The sequence below is a fragment of the Streptomyces sp. NPDC001056 genome, assembly GCF_053598955.1.
The window spans coordinates 189,388-212,198 of record NZ_JBSFLI010000008.1; the positions used below are offsets into that span (position 1 = coordinate 189,388).

The 22,811-nt window shown below is 71.3% G+C and carries 22 protein-coding genes; 20 read left to right on the forward strand and 2 right to left on the reverse strand.

Annotated features, from left to right (window positions below):
* Window positions 1-126: 126 nt before the first annotated feature.
* The 7 genes from aroC to nusB all read left to right on the forward strand — a co-directional run bounded on the left by aroC (window position 127) and on the right by nusB (window position 6,377).
* Window positions 127-1,311 (forward strand): chorismate synthase, encoded by a 1,185-nt coding sequence (aroC, locus tag ACWDD7_RS12845; protein ID WP_351865835.1) that lies wholly within the window; start codon window positions 127-129, stop codon window positions 1,309-1,311.
* Window positions 1,308-1,823, forward strand: coding sequence for a shikimate kinase (locus ACWDD7_RS12850; protein ID WP_450457351.1), 516 nt, complete (start codon window positions 1,308-1,310; stop codon window positions 1,821-1,823). Before aroC ends, ACWDD7_RS12850 begins: the two co-directional genes overlap by 4 nt.
* Window positions 1,820-2,911 carry a 3-dehydroquinate synthase gene (gene aroB, locus ACWDD7_RS12855; protein WP_450457352.1) on the forward strand — a complete coding sequence of 364 codons (1,092 nt, stop codon included), beginning with the start codon at window positions 1,820-1,822 and terminating at the stop codon, window positions 2,909-2,911. The genes ACWDD7_RS12850 and aroB overlap by 4 nt, the downstream gene beginning before the upstream one ends.
* A 162-nt stretch (window positions 2,912-3,073) precedes the next feature.
* A complete protein-coding gene (locus tag ACWDD7_RS12860; protein WP_450457353.1) occupies window positions 3,074-4,078 on the forward strand; it encodes an AAA family ATPase in 1,005 nt (334 codons plus the stop codon).
* Between the two features lie 150 nt (window positions 4,079-4,228).
* Window positions 4,229-5,335, forward strand: coding sequence for an aminopeptidase P family protein (locus ACWDD7_RS12865; protein WP_450457354.1), 1,107 nt, complete (start codon window positions 4,229-4,231; stop codon window positions 5,333-5,335).
* Between the two features lie 44 nt (window positions 5,336-5,379).
* A complete protein-coding gene (gene efp / locus ACWDD7_RS12870; RefSeq protein ID WP_285560852.1) occupies window positions 5,380-5,946 on the forward strand; it encodes an elongation factor P in 567 nt (188 codons plus the stop codon).
* Window positions 5,947-5,948: 2 nt separating this feature from the next.
* Complete coding sequence (nusB, locus tag ACWDD7_RS12875; protein WP_351865821.1) at window positions 5,949-6,377, forward strand: transcription antitermination factor NusB; 429 nt, start codon at window positions 5,949-5,951, stop codon at window positions 6,375-6,377.
* 241 nt (window positions 6,378-6,618) lie between these two features.
* On the opposite strand, the gene bldD is transcribed toward nusB, so the two are convergent.
* On the reverse strand, window positions 6,619-7,122 hold the full coding sequence (gene bldD / locus ACWDD7_RS12880; RefSeq protein WP_014671524.1) for a transcriptional regulator BldD: 504 nt from the start codon (window positions 7,120-7,122) through the stop codon (window positions 6,619-6,621).
* A 254-nt stretch (window positions 7,123-7,376) separates the two neighbouring features.
* Here bldD and pyrR point away from each other — a divergent pair, with 254 nt between their 5' ends.
* The 13 genes from pyrR (at window position 7,377) to metK (ending at window position 21,703) form a co-directional block, all read left to right on the forward strand.
* On the forward strand, window positions 7,377-7,949 hold the full coding sequence (pyrR, locus tag ACWDD7_RS12885) for a bifunctional pyr operon transcriptional regulator/uracil phosphoribosyltransferase PyrR (RefSeq protein ID WP_450457355.1): 573 nt from the start codon (window positions 7,377-7,379) through the stop codon (window positions 7,947-7,949).
* 89 nt (window positions 7,950-8,038) lie between these two features.
* Complete coding sequence (locus ACWDD7_RS12890) at window positions 8,039-9,016, forward strand: aspartate carbamoyltransferase catalytic subunit (RefSeq protein ID WP_450457356.1); 978 nt, start codon at window positions 8,039-8,041, stop codon at window positions 9,014-9,016.
* Window positions 9,017-9,020: 4 nt separating this feature from the next.
* The gene (locus ACWDD7_RS12895) at window positions 9,021-10,307 is read left to right on the forward strand and encodes a dihydroorotase (RefSeq protein WP_450457357.1); all 1,287 of its coding nucleotides are present in this window, start codon (window positions 9,021-9,023) and stop codon (window positions 10,305-10,307) included.
* Entirely contained in the window at window positions 10,304-10,864 is a 561-nt protein-coding gene (locus ACWDD7_RS12900) for a PH-like domain-containing protein (RefSeq protein ID WP_392214845.1), read from the forward strand. Before ACWDD7_RS12895 ends, ACWDD7_RS12900 begins: the two co-directional genes overlap by 4 nt.
* Window positions 10,861-12,003 carry a glutamine-hydrolyzing carbamoyl-phosphate synthase small subunit gene (carA, locus tag ACWDD7_RS12905; RefSeq protein ID WP_392214847.1) on the forward strand — a complete coding sequence of 381 codons (1,143 nt, stop codon included), beginning with the start codon at window positions 10,861-10,863 and terminating at the stop codon, window positions 12,001-12,003. The genes ACWDD7_RS12900 and carA overlap by 4 nt, the downstream gene beginning before the upstream one ends.
* Window positions 11,996-15,304, forward strand: coding sequence for a carbamoyl-phosphate synthase large subunit (gene carB / locus ACWDD7_RS12910; protein ID WP_351865807.1), 3,309 nt, complete (start codon window positions 11,996-11,998; stop codon window positions 15,302-15,304). Before carA ends, carB begins: the two co-directional genes overlap by 8 nt.
* A gap of 83 nt (window positions 15,305-15,387) precedes the next feature.
* Window positions 15,388-16,494 carry a quinone-dependent dihydroorotate dehydrogenase gene (locus ACWDD7_RS12915; protein ID WP_351865804.1) on the forward strand — a complete coding sequence of 369 codons (1,107 nt, stop codon included), beginning with the start codon at window positions 15,388-15,390 and terminating at the stop codon, window positions 16,492-16,494.
* Complete coding sequence (pyrF, locus tag ACWDD7_RS12920) at window positions 16,491-17,345, forward strand: orotidine-5'-phosphate decarboxylase (protein ID WP_351865802.1); 855 nt, start codon at window positions 16,491-16,493, stop codon at window positions 17,343-17,345. Before ACWDD7_RS12915 ends, pyrF begins: the two co-directional genes overlap by 4 nt.
* Window positions 17,346-17,614: 269 nt before the next feature.
* Entirely contained in the window at window positions 17,615-17,938 is a 324-nt protein-coding gene (locus ACWDD7_RS12925) for an integration host factor (RefSeq protein WP_037651003.1), read from the forward strand.
* 60 nt (window positions 17,939-17,998) lie between these two features.
* Complete coding sequence (gene gmk, locus ACWDD7_RS12930; protein WP_285560871.1) at window positions 17,999-18,556, forward strand: guanylate kinase; 558 nt, start codon at window positions 17,999-18,001, stop codon at window positions 18,554-18,556.
* A gap of 53 nt (window positions 18,557-18,609) precedes the next feature.
* Window positions 18,610-18,882 carry a DNA-directed RNA polymerase subunit omega gene (rpoZ, locus tag ACWDD7_RS12935; protein WP_005319902.1) on the forward strand — a complete coding sequence of 91 codons (273 nt, stop codon included), beginning with the start codon at window positions 18,610-18,612 and terminating at the stop codon, window positions 18,880-18,882.
* Between the two features lie 145 nt (window positions 18,883-19,027).
* On the forward strand, window positions 19,028-20,230 hold the full coding sequence (gene coaBC, locus ACWDD7_RS12940) for a bifunctional phosphopantothenoylcysteine decarboxylase/phosphopantothenate--cysteine ligase CoaBC (RefSeq protein ID WP_351865868.1): 1,203 nt from the start codon (window positions 19,028-19,030) through the stop codon (window positions 20,228-20,230).
* A 249-nt stretch (window positions 20,231-20,479) separates the two neighbouring features.
* On the forward strand, window positions 20,480-21,703 hold the full coding sequence (gene metK, locus ACWDD7_RS12945) for a methionine adenosyltransferase (RefSeq protein WP_450457358.1): 1,224 nt from the start codon (window positions 20,480-20,482) through the stop codon (window positions 21,701-21,703).
* 61 nt (window positions 21,704-21,764) lie between these two features.
* Here the strand turns inward: metK and ACWDD7_RS12950 are convergent, their stop codons facing one another.
* Window positions 21,765-22,559 carry a S1 RNA-binding domain-containing protein gene (locus ACWDD7_RS12950; RefSeq protein WP_450457359.1) on the reverse strand — a complete coding sequence of 265 codons (795 nt, stop codon included), beginning with the start codon at window positions 22,557-22,559 and terminating at the stop codon, window positions 21,765-21,767.
* Between the last annotated feature and the right edge of the window lie 252 nt (window positions 22,560-22,811).

Here is a 22,811-nt window from a genome sequence, read left to right on the forward strand (position 1 = left end):
GGACACCCGTCCCGGACGTGGGAGGATCGGAGGTGGCGGACCGGCGCCGCGCATCCGGTCCCGTCGTCGGCGCCCGCGAGCACGCGTGCGCCGGGCAGTACCGGGCGCGAACACTGAGGAGCACCGTTGAGCAGGCTGCGTTGGCTGACCGCGGGGGAGTCCCACGGTCCCGCACTTGTGGCGACGCTGGAGGGCCTTCCCGCCGGCGTACCGATCACCACGGAGATGGTGGCGGACCACCTCGCGCGGCGGCGGCTCGGCTATGGCCGCGGTGCGCGGATGAAGTTCGAGCGGGACGAGGTCACCTTTCTGGGTGGTGTCCGGCACGGGCTGACCCTCGGTTCGCCGGTCGCGATCATGGTGGGCAACACCGAGTGGCCGAAGTGGGAGCAGGTGATGTCGGCCGACCCGGTCGACGCCGAGATCCTCGACGGGCTCGCGCGCAACGCGCCGCTGACCCGGCCGCGGCCCGGTCACGCGGACCTCGCGGGCATGCAGAAGTACGGCTTCGACGAGGCCCGTCCGATCCTGGAGCGGGCCTCGGCCCGTGAGACGGCGGCCCGGGTGGCGCTGGGTGCGGTGGCCCGGTCGTACCTGAAGGAGACGGCCGGGATCGAGATCGTCTCGCATGTGGTCGAGCTGTGCTCGGTGAAGGCCCCCGCCGGGGTGTACCCGACGCCGGCCGACGTCGAGAAGCTGGACGCGGACCCGCTGCGCTGCCTGGACGCGGACGCGTCGAAGGCGATGGTGGCGGAGGTCGACCAGGCCCACAAGGACGGTGACACCCTCGGTGGCGTGGTCGAGGTGCTGGCGTACGGCGTTCCGGTGGGCCTGGGCTCGCACGTGCACTGGGACCGCAAGCTGGACGCGCGCCTGGCCGGGGCCCTGATGGGCATCCAGGCGATCAAGGGCGTGGAGATCGGTGACGGCTTCGAGCTGGCGCGGGTGCCGGGTTCGAAGGCGCACGACGAGATCGTGAGCACCCCGGAGGGCATCCGGCGCGTCTCCGGCCGCGCGGGCGGCACCGAGGGCGGGCTGTCCACGGGCGAGCTGCTGCGGGTGCGGGCCGCGATGAAGCCGATCGCGACCGTGCCGCGCGCGCTGCGGACCGTGGACGTGGCCACCGGCGAGGCCGCGCAGGCCCACCACCAGCGCTCGGACGTCTCGGCCGTGCCGGCCGCGGGCATCGTGGCCGAGGCCATGGTGGCGCTGGTGCTGGCGGACGCGGTCGCGGAGAAGTTCGGCGGCGACTCGGTGGCCGAGACCCGCCGGAACGTCCGGTCGTACCTCGACAACCTGCGAATCCGATGAGCGGGCCGCGTCTGGTCCTCGTCGGCCCGATGGGCGTCGGCAAGTCCACCGTCGGCCGGCTGCTGGCCGAGCGGCTGGGCACCGGCTACCGGGACACCGACGACGACATCGTGGCCGCCGAGGGCCGGGCCATCTCCGAGATCTTCGTGGACGAGGGCGAGGAGTTCTTCCGGGCGCTGGAGAAGGCGGCCGTGGCCGCCGCGCTCGCCGAGCACGAGGGCGTCCTCGCGCTCGGCGGCGGCGCGGTCCTCGACGCGGACACCCGCGCGCTGCTCGCCCGGCACCCGGTCGTCTACCTCTCCATGGACGTCGAGGAGGCGGTGCGGCGCACCGGCCTGAACGTGGCCCGCCCGCTGCTCGCGGTCAACCCGCGCAAGCAGTGGCGCGAGCTGATGGAGGCCCGGCGCCATCTGTACGAGGAGGTCGCCACCGCCGTCGTCGGCACCGACGGCCGCACCCCCGAAGAGGTCACCCAAGCAGCGCTGGACGCACTGGAGTTGAAGAAGGCATGAGCGAGGCAGTCACCCGGATCCAGGTCGCGGGCACCGCGGGCACCGACCCGTACGAGGTGCTGGTCGGCCGTCAACTCCTGGGCGAACTGGCCGGGTTGATCGGGCCCAAGGCCAAGCGCGTGGCCGTGGTCCACCCGGAGGCGCTGGCCGAGACCGGGGACGCCCTCCGCGCCGACCTGGCCGAGCAGGGCTACGAGGCCATCGCCATCCAGGTGCCCAACGCCGAGGAGGCCAAGACCGCCGAGGTCGCCGCCTACTGCTGGAAGGCGCTCGGCCAGTCCAACTTCACCCGCACCGACGTCATCGTCGGCGTGGGCGGCGGCGCCACCACGGACCTCGCGGGCTTCGTGGCGGCGACCTGGCTGCGCGGGGTGCGCTGGATCGCCGTACCGACCACCGTGCTCGCCATGGTGGACGCGGCGGTCGGCGGCAAGACCGGCATCAACACCGCCGAGGGCAAGAACCTGGTGGGCGCCTTCCACCCGCCGGCCGGCGTGCTGTGCGACCTGGCCGCCCTGGACTCCCTGCCGGTCAACGACTACGTCTCCGGACTCGCCGAGATCATCAAGGCCGGCTTCATCGCCGACCCGGTGATCCTCGACCTGATCGAGGCCGACACCGAGGCGGCGCGCACCCCGGCGGGACCGCACACGGCCGAACTGATCGAGCGCTCGATCCGGGTCAAGGCCGAGGTCGTCTCCTCGGACCTGAAGGAGTCGGGCCGCCGCGAGATCCTCAACTACGGCCACACGCTCGGCCACGCCATCGAGAAGAACGAGCGCTACAAGTGGCGGCACGGCGCCGCGGTCGCGGTCGGCATGCACTTCGCCGCCGAACTCGGCCGCCTCGCGGGCCGGTTGGACGACGCGACCGCCGACCGGCACCGCGCGATCCTGGAGTCCGTGGGCCTGCCGCTGCACTACCGCTACGACCAGTGGCCCAAGCTGGTCGAGAACATGAAGGTCGACAAGAAGTCCCGCGGCGATCTGCTGCGCTTCATCGTCCTGGACGGGCTGGCCAAGCCGACCGTCCTGGAGGGCCCCGACCCGGCCGTCCTGCTGGCCGCCTACGGGGAAGTCGGCGAGTAGTCCTCGCAGGCCGCGCCACTTTCTTCGGCGCGTCGGGCACTTCGGGCCGCCCCCGGCCGTTTCACCGAACGACGGCCGGGGACGGTACCGTTCGGAAAGGAGCGGGGCCCGCCCCCCGCCGCCTGCACCCCCAACTGCCTGTACGAGACGGAGTGGCAACGGATGCAGCACGCAGTGGGTTCTCCGCTGCCGCCGCCCCACCAGCCGGGGCACCGGCCGCACACCGGCTGGCCGCCGGCCGCGCACCACCCGGGCGACCACCCCGGCCCCGCCCAGGGCCCCGTCGCCCCGCCCCCGCCCTTCCCGCCTCCGTCGGGACAGGTCCCTCCGGGCGGGCCGCAGCCGCTGGCTCCTTCGGGGCCCGGACACCCGGGACCCCTGGCGCCCTCGGGTCCGGTGCCGCCGGGGCATCCGCACCCGCCGAACCGTTCCGCCCCGGGGCACCCCCAGCCGCCGGCTCCCCCCGGCCCGCCGCCGCAGGCGCCCGCCCCGCGGCGGATGCCCGCTCCGCCCGCCCCCGACAGCACCGGTCATGTGCATCTGCCGCCCGGCGGGCCGTTCGGAGTGCCCACGCCGGCGCCGACCGCCGCCGCGATGCCCGATCCGACGACCACCACGCTGGCCGTCCTGCTGATCGGCCCCGCCGGTGCGGGCAAGACCAGCGTGGCGAAGTACTGGGCGGACCACCGCAGGGTGCCCACGGCTCACATCAGCCTGGACGACGTCCGCGAGTGGGTGCGTTCCGGCTTCGCCGACCCCCAGTCCGGCTGGAACGACCACTCGGAGGCCCAGTACCGCCTGGCCCGCCGCACCTGCGGCTTCGCCGCGCGCAACTTCCTGGCCAACGGCATCTCCTGCATCCTGGACGACGCCGTGTTCCCGGACCGCCCGGTCGTCGGCCTCGGCGGCTGGAAGCGCCACGTCGGTCCCGGCCTGCTCCCGGTCGTCCTGCTGCCCGGCCTGGACGTCGTCCTGGAGCGCAACGCCGAACGCTCGGGCAACCGCCGCCTCACCGACGAGGAGGTCGCCCGCATCCACGGCCGCATGGCCGGCTGGTACGGCTCGGGCCTTCCGATCGTCGACAACTCGCAGCTGGACGTCCCGGGCACGGCGAGGGTCCTGGACGAGGTCCTGGCGAGGGCGATAGCGAGCCCACCGAACTGGTGATCGCAGGGGCCCCGGTCCGGCGCCCGCGGGGCGCGGGAACGGCCGTGACAAGCCCGCCGCCACCCGCGCGCCGGCCATGGAGCCCCTCTCCGGTCCCCGCTCGGCCGCTATAAATCGGCATAAACGACATAAAACTCCTAAGCTCATCTCATGTCAGAGGTGTACGCGAACCGCCGATCCCGCCTCCGGGACCACTTCAACGCGGCCGGCACCGCGGCAGCGCTCGTCACCCGCCCCGCCAACGTGCGCTACCTCGCGGGCGCCGCCCCGCACGGCGCCGTGCTGCTCCTCGGCAGTCACGAGGACCTCCTGGTGTGCGTGGTCCCGCCCGACGACCGTCCCTTCGAGGGCCGCCCGGACGACAGCCTGCGGGTGCACGTCCTCCCCGCGCGGGGCGGCGACACCGCCGTGACCGCCGCGGGCCTCGCCCGGAACCAGGGCGCGGACTCCCTCGCCGTCGAGGAACACCATCTGACGGTCACCCGGCACCGGGCCATCTCCGCCGTCGCCCCCGCCCTGCGTCTCACCGACGTCGGCGGCGCCGTGGAACAGCTCCGGATCGTCAAGGACGAGGAGGAGATCTCCTGCCTGCGGATCGGCGCCGAGATCGCCGACCAGGCCCTCGGCGAGCTGCTGGAGTCGATCCTGGTCGGCCGCACCGAGCGGCACCTCGCCCTGGAGCTGGAGCGCCGCCTGGTCGACCACGGCGCCGACGGCCCGGCCTTCCCCACCTCCGTCGCCACCGGCCCGAACTCCGGCCGCCGCGGCCACCGGCCCACCGACCGGCGCGTGGAGGAGGGGGATTTCCTCTCCGTCTGCCTCGGCGCCACCTATCGCGGCTACCGCTGCGAGATCGGCCGTACGTTCGTCATCGGCACCTCGCCGGCGGACTGGCAGATCCAGCTGTACGACCTGGTCTTCTCCGCCCAGCGCGCCGGACGCGAGGCCCTCGCCCCCGGCGCCGCGTACCGTGACGTGGACCGCGCGGCACGCCAGGTGCTGGACTCCGCGGGCTATGCGGAGGCCCTGCCACCGCTCACCGGCCACGGCGTCGGACTCGAAATCGACGAGGACCCGCAGCTGACGCCCGCGGCCATGGGTAAACTGGACGCTTGCGTGCCGGTCACCGTCGAACCGGGGGTCCACCTCCCGGGCCGGGGCGGTGTCCGGATCGATGACACGCTCGTCGTGCGCCCCGAGGCGGACGGCGGACCCGAGCTACTCACCATCACGACCAAGGAGCTGCTCGCGCTGTAGCGCGTGACCCGGGGTCGTACGTCAGTCCAGGAGATTCCGCAACCGTGGCTTCCACGAACGACCTCAAGAACGGCCTGGTGCTCAAGCTCGAAGGCGGCCAGCTCTGGTCCGTCGTCGAGTTCCAGCACGTCAAGCCCGGCAAGGGCCCGGCCTTCGTGCGCACCAAGCTCAAGAACGTGCTCTCCGGCAAGGTCGTCGACAAGACCTTCAACGCCGGTGTCAAGGTCGAGACCGCCACTGTCGACAAGCGCGACATGCAGTTCTCGTACATGGACGGCGACTACTTCGTCTTCATGGACATGGAGACCTACGACCAGCTGATGGTCGACCGCAAGGCCGTCGGCGACGCCGCCAACTTCCTCATCGAGGGCTTCACCGCGACCGTCGCGCAGCACGAGGGCGAGGTGCTCTTCGTGGAGCTGCCCGCCGCCGTCGAGCTGACCATCCAGGAGACCGAGCCGGGCGTCCAGGGCGACCGCTCCACCGGTGGCACCAAGCCCGCCACCCTGGAGACCGGCCACCAGATCCAGGTCCCGCTCTTCATCACCACCGGCGAGAAGATCAAGGTCGACACCCGTACGAGCGACTACCTCGGCCGGGTGAACAGCTAACCGTGGCTGCCCGTAACACGGCCCGCAAGCGCGCCTTCCAGATCCTCTTCGAGGGCGACCAGCGCGGCGCCGACGTCCTCACGGTCCTCGCCGACTGGATCCGGCTGTCCCGGTCCGACACCCGGCAGCCGCCGGTCAGCGAGTACACGATGCAGCTGGTCGAGGGGTACGCCGAGCACGCCCGGCGCATCGACGAGCTGATCGCCCAGTACGCCGTCGGGTGGACGCTCGACCGGATGCCGGTCGTGGACCGCAACATCCTGCGGCTGGGCGCATACGAGCTGATCTGGGTGGACGAGACCCCGGACGCCGTCGTGCTGGACGAGATGGTGCAGCTGGCGAAGGAGTTCTCGACCGATGAGTCGCCCTCGTTCGTCAATGGTCTGCTGGGGCGGCTCAAGGAGCTGAAGCCGTCGCTCCGCCGGGCTTAGCCGCCGGCTCCGCCGGGCTCGGGCTCGGCCGGAAAGACCGCCCAGAGGGGCGCAGGGAGCTGCGACACGGTGGCCGCGGGTTGTCCGTGGCCTGTGCGCGGTTCCCCGCGCCCCTCAGGCATGTTCGCGGCCACCGGCATCGACGGGGCCCGGAACAGTCGTGGAAAACGTCGCCGGGGTGGCCCGAACCGTATGGTTCAGGCCACCCCGGCGACACGTTTCTGCGTAGCTCCCTACGCCGTCACGCCTCTTCGTGCGTGGCGACCGCGCGGCGGGCGTCCGCGTCCAGGACGCCCCAGCTGATCAGCTGCTCGGTGAGGACCGACGGGGACTGGTCGTAGATGACGGCGAGTGTGCGCAGGTCGTCCTGGCGGATGGACAGCACCTTGCCGTTGTAGTCGCCGCGCTGGGACTGGATGGTCGCCGCGTAGCGCTGCAGGGGGCCCGCCTTCTCGGCCGGCACGGTGGCCAGCCGCTCCAGGTCGAGGACCAGCTTCGGCGGCGGCTCGGCGGCGCCGCCGGGCGTGGTGCCCGGCAGAAGCTCCTGTACCGGGACGCCATAGAAGTCGGCCAGCTCGGCAAGGCGCTGTACGGTCACGGCACGGTCGCCGCGCTCGTACGAACCCACCACCACGGCCTTCCAGCGACCCTGGGACTTCTCCTCGACACCGTGGAGGGAAAGGCCCTGCTGGGTGCGGATGGCCCGGAGCTTGGCCCCGAGCTGTTTGGCGTATTCGCTGGACATATAGCTCCCCGGACACTGTGTCGACGCGGCCGGCTGTCTTCCCGCCGCGCGTTTTGGTAACTCACTGTGAGGTTACGCAGCGTGATTCTTCTGCGTCAAGCCGAATGGGCCACCCCGACGCTTCCGTGGTAGTGAACATCGCTTGGGCCAAGGGGGTGACCGGAGACCCCCCTGGGGACCTGCTACCGTGGATGGCGCAATTCCGACGTCCTTTAAGGTCCGTCCCGTGAGGCGGAGAAGGAGGTCCGTTTTCTATGGACACGAACGCCCACCCCCAGGCGGCCGATGCCCGGCCCGTTCTTGAGGGCCCCGACATCGCGCGGGTGCTGACCCGCATCGCCCACGAGATCGTCGAGCGCGCCAAGGGCGCCGACGACGTGGTGCTCCTCGGCATTCCGACCCGGGGCGTCTTCCTCGCCCAGCGGCTGGCAGCCAAGCTCGCGCAGATCACCGACCGCGCCATCCCGGTCGGCTCCCTCGACATCACCATGTACCGCGACGACCTGCGCATGCACCCGCCGCGTGCGCTGGCCCGCACCGAGATCCCCGGCGACGGCCTCGACGGCAAGCTGGTCGTCCTCGTGGACGACGTGCTCTTCTCGGGCCGCACCATCCGCGCCGCCCTCGACGCCCTGAACGACCTCGGGCGCCCGCGCGCGGTCCAGCTCGCGGTCCTGGTCGACCGCGGCCACCGCGAACTGCCGATCCGCGCCGACTACGTCGGCAAGAACCTCCCCACGTCGTTGCGGGAGACGGTCAAGGTCCAGCTCGCCGAGGAGGACGGTCGCGACACCGTGCTGCTCGGTGTGAAGCCGGCCGACCAGTAGCGACTCAGGCGCACAAGGGTCGCTTCGGCGTACCCGCCCGCGCCCGGGTTTGCCCCGAACCTCCCGAACTGCCTTACGGAGCCTGACAGATGCAGCGTCATCTCATCTCGGCCGCCGACCTCTCCCGCGACGACGCCGTCCTGATCCTCGACACCGCCGAGGAGATGGCCCGGGTCGCGGACCGGCCGATCAAGAAACTGCCGACCCTGCGCGGCCGCACCGTGGTGAACCTCTTCTTCGAGGACTCCACGCGCACCCGGATCTCCTTCGAGGCCGCCGAGAAGCGCCTGTCCGCGGACGTCATCAACTTCTCCGCCAAGGGGTCGAGCGTGTCCAAGGGCGAGTCCCTGAAGGACACCGCCCAGACCCTGGAGGCGATGGGCGTCGACGCCGTCGTCATCCGGCACGGCGCCTCCGGCGCGCCCTACCGCCTCGCCACCTCCGGCTGGATCGACGCCGCCGTGATCAACGCCGGCGACGGCACCCACCAGCACCCCACCCAGGCCCTCCTGGACGCCTTCACCATGCGCCGCCGCCTGGTCGGCCGCGACGCGGGCCTCGGCCAGGACCTGGCCGGCAAGCGCGTCACCCTCGTCGGCGACGTCCTGCACAGCCGGGTCGCCCGCTCCAACGTCGACCTGCTGCACACCCTCGGCGCCGAGGTCACCCTGGTCGCCCCGCCCACCCTGCTCCCGGTCGGCGTCGAGTCCTGGCCCTGCGCGGTCTCGTACGACCTCGACAGCACGCTGCCCAAGACCGACGCGGTGATGATGCTGCGCGTGCAGCGCGAGCGGATGAACGCCGCGTTCTTCCCGACCGAGCGCGAGTACTCCCGGCGCTACGGCCTCGACGGCGACCGCATGGCCAAGCTGCCCGAGCACGCCATCGTGATGCACCCCGGCCCGATGGTGCGCGGCATGGAGATCACCGCCGAGGTCGCCGACTCCGACCGCTGCACCGCCGTCGAACAGGTCGCCAACGGCGTGTCCATCCGGATGGCCGTCCTGTACCTGCTGCTCGGCGGCAACGAGCCCGCCGCCTCCCCCCTTCGCACTGAGGAGAAGTAAGAACATGAGCAAGATCCTTATCCGCGGTGCGAAGGTGCTGGGCGGCGAGCCGCAGGACGTGCTGATCGACGGCGAGACCATCGCCGAGGTGGGCACCGGCCTCAGCGCCGAGGGCGCCGAGGTGATCGAGGCCGACGGCAAGGTGCTGCTGCCGGGCCTGGTCGACCTGCACACCCATCTGCGCGAGCCCGGCCGCGAGGACTCCGAGACCGTCCTCACCGGCACCCGCGCGGCCGCGAGCGGCGGCTACACGGCCGTCTTCGCCATGGCCAACACCTTCCCCGTCGCCGACACCGCCGGCGTCGTCGAGCAGGTCTGGCGGCTCGGCAAGGAGCACGGCTACTGCGACGTCCAGCCCATCGGCGCCGTGACCGTGGGCCTGGAGGGCAGGAAGCTCGCCGAACTCGGCGCCATGCACGAGTCGGCCGCCGGGGTCACCGTCTTCTCCGACGACGGCAAGTGCGTGGACGACGCGGTGATCATGCGCCGCGCCCTGGAGTACGTGAAGGCCTTCGACGGCGTCGTCGCCCAGCACGCCCAGGAGCCCCGGCTGACCGAGGGCGCCCAGATGAACGAGGGCGTCGTCTCCGCCGAACTGGGCCTGGGCGGCTGGCCGGCCGTCGCCGAGGAGTCGATCATCGCCCGCGACGTGCTGCTCGCGGAGCACGTGGGCTCCCGCGTCCACATCTGCCACCTGTCGACCGCCGGCTCCGTCGAGATCGTCCGCTGGGCCAAGTCCCGCGGTATCCGGGTCACCGCCGAGGTCACCCCGCACCACCTGCTGCTCACCGACGAACTGGTGCGCACCTACGACCCCGTCTACAAGGTCAACCCGCCGCTGCGCACCGAGCGCGACGTCATGGCCCTGCGCGAGGCGCTCGCCGACGGCACGATCGACATCGTCGCCACCGACCACGCCCCGCACCCGCACGAGGACAAGGACTGCGAGTGGGCCGCGGCCGCCATGGGCATGGTCGGCCTGGAGACCGCGCTGTCGGTGGTCCAGGAGACCATGGTCGACACGGGCCTGCTGGACTGGGCCGGCGTCGCCGACCGCATGTCCGCCAAGCCCGCGCGGATCGGAGGGGCCACCGGACACGGCCGTCCCGTCTCGGCCGGTGAGCCTGCCAACCTCACCCTGGTCGACACGGCATACCGTGGCCAGGTGGACCCCGCGGGCTTCGCCTCGCGCAGCCGCAACACCCCCTACCAGGGACGCGAGCTGCCGGGCCGTGTGACGCACACGTGGCTGCGGGGCAAGGCCACGCTCGTCGACGGGAAGCTCACGTGACACCTGTAATCCTCCTGGCCGAGGCCGAGAAGTCGGCACCGGTCACCGACTGGCCGGCGCGCATCGGCTGGCTCGTCGGTCTCCTGCTCTTCATCGCGCTCGTCTACTGGCTGATGCGCGAGGGCTGGAAGTGGCGCGCCACCCTCCAGAGCGACATCCCGGAGCTGCCCGGCGCGCCCGAGGAGACCGGCCCGGTGAGACTGAGCATGAGCGGCCGCTACCACGGCTCCACCACCGCCGGGCAGTGGCTGGACCGCATCGTGGCCCACGGCCTGGGCACCCGCAGCCTGGCCGAGCTCACCCTCACCGACGCGGGCCTGGAGGTCGAACGCCCCGGGGCGAACGACTTCTTCATCCCCGCCGCCGCGCTGCGCGAGGCCCGGCTCGACAAGGGCATCGCCGGCAAGGTCCTCACCGAGGGCGGACTGCTGGTGGTGACCTGGGCGCACGGCGACAAACTGATCGACTCGGGCTTCCGCTCCGACCACGCGGCCGAGCACCCCGAATGGGTCGACACCCTGAACCACATGATCAACGACACGGAAGGCGCACGATGACGACCTCCACCAGGGGAGCCGCGAAGGTTCCCGCCGTACTCGTCCTGGAGGACGGCCGCACCTTCCGCGGCCGTGCCTACGGGGCCGTGGGGGAGACCTTCGGCGAGGCCGTGTTCTCCACCGGCATGACCGGCTACCAGGAGACCCTGACCGACCCGTCGTACGACCGCCAGATCGTCGTCGCCACCGCCCCGCAGATCGGCAACACCGGCTGGAACGACGAGGACGACGAGTCGGCCCGCATCTGGGTCTCCGGCTACGTGGTCCGCGACCCCGCGCGCGTGCCGTCCAACTGGCGCTCGAAGCGCTCCCTGGACGACGAACTGGAGCGCCAGGGCGTCGTCGGCATCTCCGGCATCGACACCCGCGCCCTCACCCGCCACCTGCGCGAGCGCGGCTCCATGCGGGCCGGCGTCTTCTCCGGCGAGGCGATCGCCGCCGACTCCGAACTCCTCGCCCGTGTGCAGGCCCAGCCGCACATGAAGGGCGCGAGCCTGTACGAGGAGGTCGCGACCAAGGAGGCGTACGTCGTCCCCGCGATCGGCGAGAAGAAGTTCACCGTCGCCGCCATCGACCTCGGCATCAAGGGCATGACCCCGCACCGCATGGCCGAGCGCGGCATCGAGGTGCACGTCCTGCCCGCCACCGCCACCGCCGACGAGGTCTACGCCGTCGCCCCCGACGGCGTGTTCTTCTCCAACGGCCCCGGCGACCCCGCCACCGCCGACGGTCCGGTCGCCCTGATGACCGCCGTCCTGGAGCGCAGGACGCCGCTGTTCGGCATCTGCTTCGGCAACCAGATCCTCGGGCGCGCCCTCGGCTTCGGCACCTACAAGCTGAAGTACGGCCACCGGGGCATCAACCAGCCGGTCCAGGACCGTACGACCGGCAAGGTCGAGGTCACCGCGCACAACCACGGCTTCGCCGTCGACGCGCCCCTCGACCAGGTCAGCGACACCAGATTCGGCCGTGCCGAGGTCTCGCACGTCTGCCTGAACGACGACGTCGTGGAGGGGCTCCAGCTGCTCGACCAGCCCGCCTTCTCCGTCCAGTACCACCCCGAAGCGGCGGCCGGTCCGCACGACGCCGCCTACCTGTTCGACCGCTTCGTTTCCCTGATGGAGGGCCAGCGTGCCTAAGCGCACCGATATCCAGTCCGTCCTGGTCATCGGCTCCGGCCCGATCGTCATCGGCCAGGCCGCCGAGTTCGACTACTCCGGCACCCAGGCGTGCCGCGTGCTCAAGGCCGAGGGCCTGCGCGTCATCCTCGTCAACTCCAACCCGGCGACGATCATGACCGACCCGGAGATCGCCGACGCCACCTACGTCGAGCCGATCACCCCCGAGTTCGTCGAGAAGATCATCGCCAAGGAGCGCCCCGACACCCTGCTGCCCACCCTGGGCGGCCAGACGGCCCTGAACACCGCCATCTCGCTGCACGAGAACGGCGTCCTGGCCAAGTACGGGGTCGAGCTGATCGGCGCCAAGCCCGAGGCCATCCACAAGGGCGAGGACCGCGACCTGTTCAAGGACGTCGTGGAGGAGGTCCGCCGCAAGATCGGGCACGGCGAGTCCGCCCGCTCGGTGATCTGCCACTCCATGGACGACGTCCTCAAGGGCGTCGAGACGCTCGGCGGCTACCCCGTCGTCGTGCGCCCCTCCTTCACCATGGGCGGCGCCGGCTCCGGCTTCGCCCACGACGAGGAGGAGCTGCGCCGCATCGCCGGCCAGGGCCTCACCCTCTCGCCGACCACCGAGGTGCTCCTGGAGGAGTCCATCCTCGGCTGGAAGGAGTACGAGCTGGAGCTGATGCGCGACAAGAACGACAACGTCGTGGTCGTCTGCTCCATCGAGAACTTCGACCCCATGGGCGTGCACACCGGTGACTCCATCACCGTCGCGCCCGCGATGACGCTCACCGACCGCGAGTACCAGATCCTGCGCGACATCGGCATCGCCGTGATCCGCGAGGTCGGCGTCGACACCGGCGGCTGCAACATCCAGTTCGCGGTCGACCCCGAGGACGGCCGCGTCATCGTCATCGAGATGAACCCGCGCGTCTCCCGCTCCTCGGCCCTCGCCTCCAAGGCGACCGGCTTCCCGATCGCGAAGATCGCCGCCAAGCTGGCCGTCGGCTACACCCTGGACGAGATCCCGAACGACATCACCCAGGAGACCCCGGCCTCCTTCGAGCCCACGCTCGACTACGTCGTCGTCAAGGCGCCCCGGTTCGCCTTCGAGAAGTTCCCGCAGGCCGACTCCACGCTGACCACCACCATGAAGTCGGTCGGCGAGGCCATGGCCATCGGCCGCAACTTCCCCGAGGCCTTCCAGAAGGCGCTGCGCTCGCTGGAGAAGAAGGGCAGCCAGTTCGCCTTCACCGGCGAGCCCGGCGACAAGGAGACCCTGCTGCGCGAGGCGGTGCGGCCCACCGACGGCCGGATCAACACCGTCATGCAGGCCATCCGCGCCGGCGCCACCCCGGAGGAGGTCTTCGCGTACACGAAGATCGACCCCTGGTTCGTGGACCAGCTGTTCCTCATCAAGGAGATCGCGGACGAGCTGGCCGAGGCCGACGAGCTGACCGGCGACCTGCTCGCCGAGGCCAAGCGGCACGGCTTCTCCGACCAGCAGATCGCCGAGATCCGCGGCCTGCGCGAGGACGTCGTCCGCGAGGTCCGGCACGCCCTCGGCATCCGCCCGGTCTACAAGACGGTCGACACCTGCGCCGCCGAGTTCGCCGCCCGTACGCCGTACTTCTACTCCGCCTACGACGAGGAGTCGGAGGTCGCCCCGCGCGAGAAGCCGGCCGTCATCATCCTCGGCTCCGGCCCCAACCGCATCGGCCAGGGCATCGAGTTCGACTACTCCTGCGTCCACGCCTCCTTCGCGCTGTCCGACGCCGGGTACGAGACCGTGATGGTCAACTGCAACCCGGAGACCGTCTCCACCGACTACGACACCTCCGACCGGCTCTACTTCGAGCCGCTCACCCTGGAGGACGTCCTGGAGATCGTGCACGCCGAGCAGCAGGCGGGACCCGTCGCGGGCGTCATCGTCCAGCTCGGCGGCCAGACCCCGCTCGGCCTGGCGCAGGCCCTCAAGGACAACGGCGTGCCGGTCGTGGGCACCTCCCCCGAGGCCATCCACGCCGCCGAGGACCGCGGCGCCTTCGGCCGCGTCCTCGCCGAGGCGGGCCTGCCGGCCCCCAAGCACGGCACCGCCACCACCTTCGCCGGGGCCAAGGCCATCGCCGACGAGATCGGCTACCCGGTCCTGGTGCGGCCGTCGTACGTGCTCGGCGGGCGCGGCATGGAGATCGTCTACGACGAGACCCGCCTCGCCGCCTACATCGCCGAGTCCACCGAGATCAGCCCCTCCCGGCCGGTCCTCGTCGACCGCTTCCTGGACGACGCGATCGAGATCGACGTCGACGCCCTCTACGACGGCGAGGAGCTGTACCTCGGCGGCGTCATGGAGCACATCGAGGAGGCCGGCATCCACTCCGGCGACTCGGCGTGCGCCCTGCCCCCGATCACGCTCGGCGGCTTCGACATCAAGCGGCTGCGCGCCTCCACCGAGGCCATCGCCAAGGGCGTCGGCGTGCGCGGCCTGATCAACATCCAGTTCGCCATGGCGGGGGACATCCTCTACGTCCTGGAGGCCAACCCGCGTGCCTCCCGTACGGTCCCCTTCACTTCCAAGGCGACCGCGGTGCCGCTCGCCAAGGCCGCCGCCCGCATCTCGCTGGGCGCGACCATCGCCGAGCTGCGCGCGGAGGGGCTGCTGCCGAGGAACGGCGACGGCGGCGAACTGCCGCTGGACGCGCCGATCTCCGTCAAGGAGGCCGTGATGCCGTGGTCGCGCTTCCGCGACATCCAGGGCCGCGGCGTGGACACCGTCCTCGGCCCGGAGATGCGCTCCACCGGCGAGGTCATGGGCATCGACTCCGTCTTCGGCACGGCCTACGCCAAGTCGCAGGCGGGCGCCTACGGCCCGCTGCCCACCAAGGGCCGCGCGTTCATCTCGGTCGCCAACCGCGACAAGCGCTCGATGATCTTCCCGGCCCGCGAGCTGGTCGCCCACGGCTTCGAGCTGCTGGCGACCTCCGGCACCGCCGAGGTCCTCAGGCGCAACGGCATCAACGCCACCGTGGTGCGCAAGCAGTCCGAGGGCACCGGTCCCAACGGTGAGAAGACGATCGTCCAGCTCATCCACGACGGCGAGGTCGACCTCATCGTCAACACCCCGTACGGCACCGGCGGCCGCCTCGACGGCTACGACATCCGCACGGCCGCCGTCGCCCGCTCCGTGCCGTGCCTGACGACCGTCCAGGCCCTCGCCGCGGCCGTCCAGGGCATCGACGCCCTCAACCACGGCGACGTGGGCGTCCGCTCGCTCCAGGAACACGCGGAACACCTGACCGCGGCCCGCGACTAGCAGCCCCGAGGGGGACACCGGAAACGGTGTCCCCCTCTTCATGAGGACCCTGGTCCGCATGAGAACCCAGAGGACTTTCCCAGATGTACAAGCTGTTCTTCCGTCTGGTCTTCACACGGATGGACCCCGAGAAGGCCCACTACCTCGCCTTCCGCTGGATCCGGCTCGCCGCGCGCGTCCCGGTGCTGCGCACCTTCGTCGCGGCGGCCCTCGCGCCCCGCCACAAGGAGCTGCGCACCGAGGCGTTCGGGCTGCGGATGCACGGCCCGTTCGGGCTCGCCGCCGGTTTCGACAAGAACGCCGTGGCGATCGACGGGATGTCGATGCTGGGCTTCGACCACGTCGAGATCGGCACGGTCACCGGCGAGCCGCAGCCCGGCAACCCCAAGAAGCGGCTGTTCCGCCTCGTCGCCGACCGCGCGCTGATCAACCGCATGGGCTTCAACAACGACGGCTCGCTGACCGTGGCGGCCCGCCTGGCCACCCGCGAGCCCGTCTTCAGGACCGTGGTCGGCGTCAACATCGGCAAGACCAAGGTCGTCCCGGAGGCGGAGGCCGTCGCCGACTACGTGAAGTCCGCCGAGCGCCTCGCGCCGTACGCCGACTACCTGGTCGTCAACGTCTCCTCGCCGAACACGCCCGGCCTGCGCAACCTCCAGGCGGTGGACCACCTGCGCCCGCTGCTGACCGCCGTCCGCGAGGCCGCCGACCGCACGGTCGCGAGCCGCCGCGTCCCGCTCCTGGTGAAGATCGCCCCGGACCTGGCCGACGAGGACATCGACGCCGTCGCCGACCTGGCCGTGGAGCTGGGCCTGGACGGCATCATCGCCACCAACACCACCATCGCCCGCGACGGCCTCGGCCTGAGGTCCCCGGCCGCGCTGGTCGGGGAGACCGGCGGCCTGTCCGGCGCGCCGCTCAAGGCCCGCTCCCTGGAGGTCCTGCGCCGCCTGTACGCGCGCGTGGGCGACCGGATCACCCTGGTGGGCGTCGGCGGCATCGAGACCGCCGAGGACGCCTGGCAGCGCATCCTGGCCGGCGCCACGCTGGTCCAGGGCTACAGCGCCTTCATCTACGAGGGCCCCTTCTGGTGCCGCGCGATCCACAAGGGCCTCGCCGCCCGCCTGCGCACCAGCCCGTACGCCACCCTCGCCGACGCGGTCGGCGCCGACGTGAGGAAGCCCCGATGACCAGCCCGAGCCCGATCGAGCCCTTCGGCGCCCGTCTGCGCCGCGCCATGGACGAGCGCGGCCCGCTGTGCGTCGGCATCGACCCGCACGCCTCCCTGCTCGCCGAGTGGGGCCTCGGCGACGACGTGGCGGGCCTGGAGCGGTTCAGCCGCACCGTGGTCGAGGCCATGGCCGACCGGGTGGCCGTGCTGAAGCCGCAGAGCGCGTTCTTCGAGCGGTTCGGCTCGCGCGGCCTCGCCGTCCTGGAGAAGTCGGTCCAGGAGGCGCGCGCGGCCGGCGCCCTGGTCGTGATGGACGCCAAGCGCGGCGACATCGGCTCGACCATGGCCGCCTACGCCGAGGCGTTCCTGCGCAAGGACGCCCCGCTGTCCTCCGACGCGCTGACCGTCTCGCCGTACCTCGGCTACGGCTCGCTGAGCCCGGCCGTGGCGCTGGCGAAGGAGAACGGCGCCGGGCTGTTCGTGCTGGCGCTGACCTCCAACCCGGAGGGCGGCGAGGTGCAGCACGCGGTGCGCGCCGACGGTCGCAGCGTGGGCGCGACCATGCTGGCCCACCTGGCGGCCGAGAACGCGGGACAGGAGCCGCTGGGCTCCTTCGGCGCGGTCGTCGGCGCCACCCTCGGCGACCTGTCCGCGTACGACCTGGACATCAACGGCCCGCTGCTCGCGCCCGGCATCGGCGCCCAGGGCGCGACCCCGGCCGACCTCCCGTCGGTCTTCGGGGCGGCCGTGCGCAACGTCGTGCCGAACGTCAGCCGGGGTGTGCTGCGTCACGGACCCGACGTCGGGGCGCTGCGCGCGGCGGCCGAGCGCTTCGCGGAGGAGATCAGGACGGCCGTCGACGGGGGCTGACACCCGCCGGCAGGCGCTCGGCTGAGCGGACCGGTGCCGAATTGAGTGTGAATACATCCTCAAATCAAGGGCAATATGTCTGAAATGTCCGGCCTGACGGAGGCTGACCAGGACTTTTCCGCTGTTCTCGCTGACTCTGGCGGACTTGGCCGCTAGTCTCCGAGCGAGGGTGAACGGGCAAGCGTGTTGCTCGTGGCTCCCCAGGTGTGGGGCGACTAGGTTCCTCACCGGTCCGTATCCGACAGTTCGACATCCGAGGTGACGTAGGCGTGGCTCTTCCGCCCCTTACCCCTGAACAGCGCGCAGCCGCGCTCGAAAAGGCCGCCGCGGCTCGCCGGGAGCGGGCCGAGGTCAAGAATCGACTCAAGCACTCCGGCGCCTCCCTGCACGAGGTCATCAAGCAGGGCCAGGAGAACGACGTCATCGGCAAGATGAAGGTCTCCGCGCTGCTTGAGTCCATGCCGGGCGTGGGCAAGGTCCGCGCCAAGCAGATCATGGAGCGTCTGGGCATCTCCGAGAGCCGCCGGGTGCGCGGTCTCGGTTCCAACCAGATCGCTTCCCTGGAGCGTGAGTTCGGCAGCACCGGCGCCTGAGTCCGGGCCCGCGCCGGACCGGAGTCCCGGGCACTCCGGGATTGCTGGAATAATCACTGCATGAGTGAACGTCCGCGGCTGACCGTGCTCTCCGGCCCCTCGGGGGTCGGCAAGAGCACGGTCGTCGCCCATATGCGCAAGGAACACCCCGAGGTCTGGCTCTCGGTGTCGGCGACGACCCGTAAGCCGCGCCCCGGTGAGCAGCACGGAGTCCACTACTTCTTCGTCACCGACGAGGAGATGGACAAGCTGATCGCCAACGGCGAGCTGCTGGAATGGGCCGAGTTCGCCGGCAACCGGTACGGCACGCCCCGCGCCGCCGTCCTGGAGCGGCTGGAGAAGGGTGAGCCCGTCCTGCTGGAGATCGACCTCCAGGGCGCCCGCCAGGTCCGTGAGTCCATGTCCGACGCACGGCTGGTGTTCCTGGCTCCCCCCTCCTGGGAGGAGCTGGTGCGCAGGCTGACCGGCCGGGGCACCGAGTCGCCCGAGGTCATCGAGCGCCGCCTGGAGGCGGCCAGGACCGAACTGGCGGCCGAGCCGGAGTTCGACGAGACCCTGGTCAACACCTCCGTCGAGGACGTGGCCCGTGAGCTGCTAGCCTTGATGGACGTTGTGTAATCGTGACGCTGATCACGATCATCGATTCTTTTCCATCCATCGGAAGGTAGAGCGTGTCCTCTTCCATCACCGCGCCCGAGGGCATCATCAACCCGCCGATCGACGAGCTCCTCGAGGCCACCGACTCGAAGTACAGCCTCGTGATCTACGCGGCCAAGCGTGCTCGCCAGATCAACGCGTACTACTCGCAGCTCGGTGAGGGCCTCCTTGAGTACGTGGGTCCGCTCGTTGACACCCATGTCCACGAGAAGCCGCTCTCGATCGCCCTGCGCGAGATCAACGCCGGTCTGCTGACCTCCGAGGCCATCGAGGGCCCCGCGCAGTAGTACGTCACGGATTCGCCCGGTATTTCGAGGGCGCGCCCGGTCGTACGTTCAGACCGCAGATGGTTTTTCCACAGGCCCGGCAGTCACACTGCCGGGCCTGTGGTGTGTCATGGGTGTTGCAGGTATTCCGGACCGAGGAGACATGGTGGACAAGCCGAGGGTGGTACTGGGGGTCAGCGGTGGCATCGCCGCGTACAAGGCCTGTGAGCTGCTGAGGAGGTTCACCGAGTCGGGCCACGACGTACGCGTGGTGCCGACCGCGTCCGCGCTGCGCTTCGTCGGCGCCGCGACCTTCTCCGCCCTGTCCGGCAACCCCGTCGCCACCGAGGTCTGGGAATCCGTGCACGAGGTCCCGCACGTCCGCATCGGCCAGCACGCCGACCTCGTCGTGGTCGCCCCCGCCACCGCCGACATGCTCGCCAAGGCCGCCCACGGCCTCGCCGACGACCTGCTCACCAACACCCTCCTGACGGCCCGCTGCCCCGTGGTCTTCGCCCCGGCCATGCACACCGAGATGTGGGAGCACCCCGCCACCCAGGAGAACGTGGCCACGCTGCGCCGCCGCGGCGCCGTCGTCGTCGAACCCGCCGTCGGCCGCCTCACCGGCGTCGACACCGGCAAGGGCCGGCTGCCCGACCCCACGGAGATCTTCGAGGTCTGCCGGCGCGTCCTCGCCCGCGGCGTCCAGGAACCCGACCTGCGCGGACGCCATGTGGTGGTCTCCGCCGGCGGCACCCGCGAGCCCCTGGACCCGGTGCGCTTCCTCGGCAACCGCTCCTCCGGCAAGCAGGGCTACGCCCTCGCCCGCACCGCCGCCGCCCGCGGCGCCCGGGTGACACTGATCGCGGCCAACACCCACCTGTCCGACCCGGCGGGCGTGGACGTCGTCCGGGTCGGCACCGCCGTCCAGCTGCGCGAGGCCGTGCTGAAGGCCGCGGCGGACGCCGACGCCGTCGTCATGGCCGCGGCCGTCGCCGACTTCCGGCCTGCGGCCTACGCCACCGGCAAGATCAAGAAGAAGGACGACAAGGAGCCCGAGCCCATCGTCCTGGTCCGCAACCCCGACGTCCTCGCCGAGGTCTCCGCCGAACGGGCCAGGGCCGGACAGGTGATCGTGGGCTTCGCCGCCGAGACCGACGACGTCCTCGCCAACGGCCGCGCCAAGCTCGCCCGCAAGGGCTGCGACCTGCTCGTCGTGAACGAGGTGGGGGAGCGCAAGACCTTCGGCTCCGAGGAGAACGAGGCCGTCGTGCTCGGCGCCGACGGCAGCGAGAACCCCGTGCCGCACGGGCCCAAGGAGGCCCTCGCCGACATCGTCTGGGACCTGGTCGTGGACCGCCTGGACTGACGCGGGCGCGGCCGGCCGGGCGAATCCGGTGACGGATTCAGGCCATGCTCAAGTCGGGGGTCGCTACCCTGGCCAAGGCCGCCGGGCATTGTGCACAATGCCCGTGCCGCAGGTCACAGCGCTCCCGAGAGGCGAGACGGTGCCCCACCGGCCGAGTGCGACCGATAAACTGTTCAAGGTCGACCGGGCGCAGCCCCGCGTTCGACTGCAAATGATCAGCCAGCAGCCGCTGCAACCACAGGGAGCGTTGTGTCCCGTCGCCTGTTCACCTCGGAGTCCGTGACCGAGGGTCACCCCGACAAGATCGCTGACCAGATCAGCGACACCATTCTCGACGCGCTTCTGCGCGAGGACCCGTCCTCCCGGGTCGCCGTGGAGACGCTCATCACCACCGGCCTGGTGCACGTGGCCGGCGAGGTGACCACCAAGGCGTACGCGGACATCGCGACCCTGGTGCGCGGCAAGATCCTGGAGATCGGTTACGACTCCTCCAAGAAGGGCTTCGACGGCGCCTCCTGCGGCGTGTCCGTGTCCATCGGCGCGCAGTCCCCGGACATCGCGCAGGGTGTCGACACCGCCTACGAGTCCCGCGTCGAGGGTGCCGCCGCAGGCGGGGAGCACGACGAGCTGGACAAGCAGGGCGCCGGCGACCAGGGCCTGATGTTCGGTTACGCGTCCGACGAGACGCCGACCCTGATGCCGCTGCCGATCTTCCTCGCCCACCGCCTGTCGAAGCGACTGTCGGACGTCCGCAAGAACGGCACCATCCCCTACCTGCGCCCGGACGGCAAGACGCAGGTCACCATCGAGTACGACGGGGACAAGGCCGTCCGTCTCGACACGGTCGTCGTCTCCTCGCAGCACGCCTCGGACATCGACCTGGAGTCACTGCTCGCCCCCGACATCCGCGAGTTCGTGGTGGAGCCGGAGCTGAAGGCGCTGCTCGAGGACGGCATCAAGCTGGACACGGAGAACTACCGTCTCCTGGTCAACCCCACCGGCCGCTTCGAGATCGGTGGCCCGATGGGTGACGCGGGCCTGACCGGCCGCAAGATCATCATCGACACCTACGGCGGCATGGCCCGCCACGGCGGCGGCGCCTTCTCGGGCAAGGACCCGTCCAAGGTGGACCGCTCGGCCGCCTACGCGATGCGCTGGGTCGCCAAGAACGTCGTGGCCGCCGGTCTGGCCTCGCGCTGCGAGGTACAGGTCGCGTACGCGATCGGCAAGGCCGAGCCGGTGGGCCTGTTCGTGGAGACCTTCGGCACCCACAAGGTCGACACCGACAAGATCGAGAAGGCCATCGACGAGGTCTTCGACCTCCGCCCGGCCGCGATCATCCGCGACCTGGACCTGCTGCGCCCGATCTACGCCCAGACCGCCGCCTACGGCCACTTCGGCCGCGAGCTCCCCGACTTCACCTGGGAGCGCACGGACCGCGTGGACGCCCTGCGCAAGGCCGCGGGCCTGTAGTCCCACAGCCGCTCGCGAGGCCCGGCTCCCTTCGGGGGACCGGGCCTCAGCGCTCTCGGGTTCAGCGGGCAAGCCCCAGCCGGAGCCGCCGCCGCGCACGGTCGACCTCCAGGACCCTGACCCGGAGCTCCTGCCCCTCCTCGACGCTCCGGCCGCCCAGTTCGTCGGAGTGCACCAAGCCCTCCGCGAACGCCTCGACCCGCACGAACACCCCGAACGGGACGATCCTGGTCACCGGCCCGGCCACGACGTCCCCGACGTCCAGGGCCAACGCGTCCCAGGGGTCCTCCTGGAGCGCCTTGAGGGAAAGGGCGACCTGACCGCGGCGGGTGTCCGCGACGAGCACCCGTGCCGTGATCCGCTGCCCCGGCGTCACCACATCCGCCGGATCGTCGAACCGGGACCAGGACAGCTCGGGGACGTTGACGAAGCCGGTGCCCTCGTAGACCGGATGCGCGGGTTCGCCGTCGAGCCGTACGAAGACCCCGAAGGGGTGGACCGAGGAGACGGTCCCCGCCACGACGTCGCCGCGTCCGACGCCCCGCAGGAAGCGGTACAGCGCCTCGTCCTCGGTGGCCCGCCCCGACAGCAAAGTCCCGCCCCCGCGCCCGTCGCGCATCGTCACCTCCGCGCGGAGCCGCTGCCCCACCGCGAGCACGTCCGACGGGTGCTGGACGCGGCGCCAGGTCAGTTCGTGCCCAGGGACGCGCCCGGAGGGGAGTCCCGGCGCGTCGCCGTCCAGCAGCACCAGCACATCGCCCCCGTCGAACCCGGCGACAGTGCCGGTCAGCACCTCCCCGGGGGCGACCAAGCGTTCTCTCAGGCATTCCAGCGGATCCGGCGTCGGTTCGGTCATGGCAGCGAGCGTAGGCACGGCGCCGTGCGGGCCGGTACCCAAATCGAGTGGTGGACGCGGACGAGCGGCGTCTACCGTGAGGCCGTCGGCGCTCGTCCGGTGCGCGGGTCGCGGCTCCTTCTGGGCGTCAGCCCTCGCGGGTTCGAATCCCGTCGCCGCCCCGTGCGCGGGGCGGTGTGGCCGAGTGGTCCATGGCGGAAGCGCCGTACGGCGCGGCCGCGACCGGGACGATCTCGGGCGGGCGCCGGCACC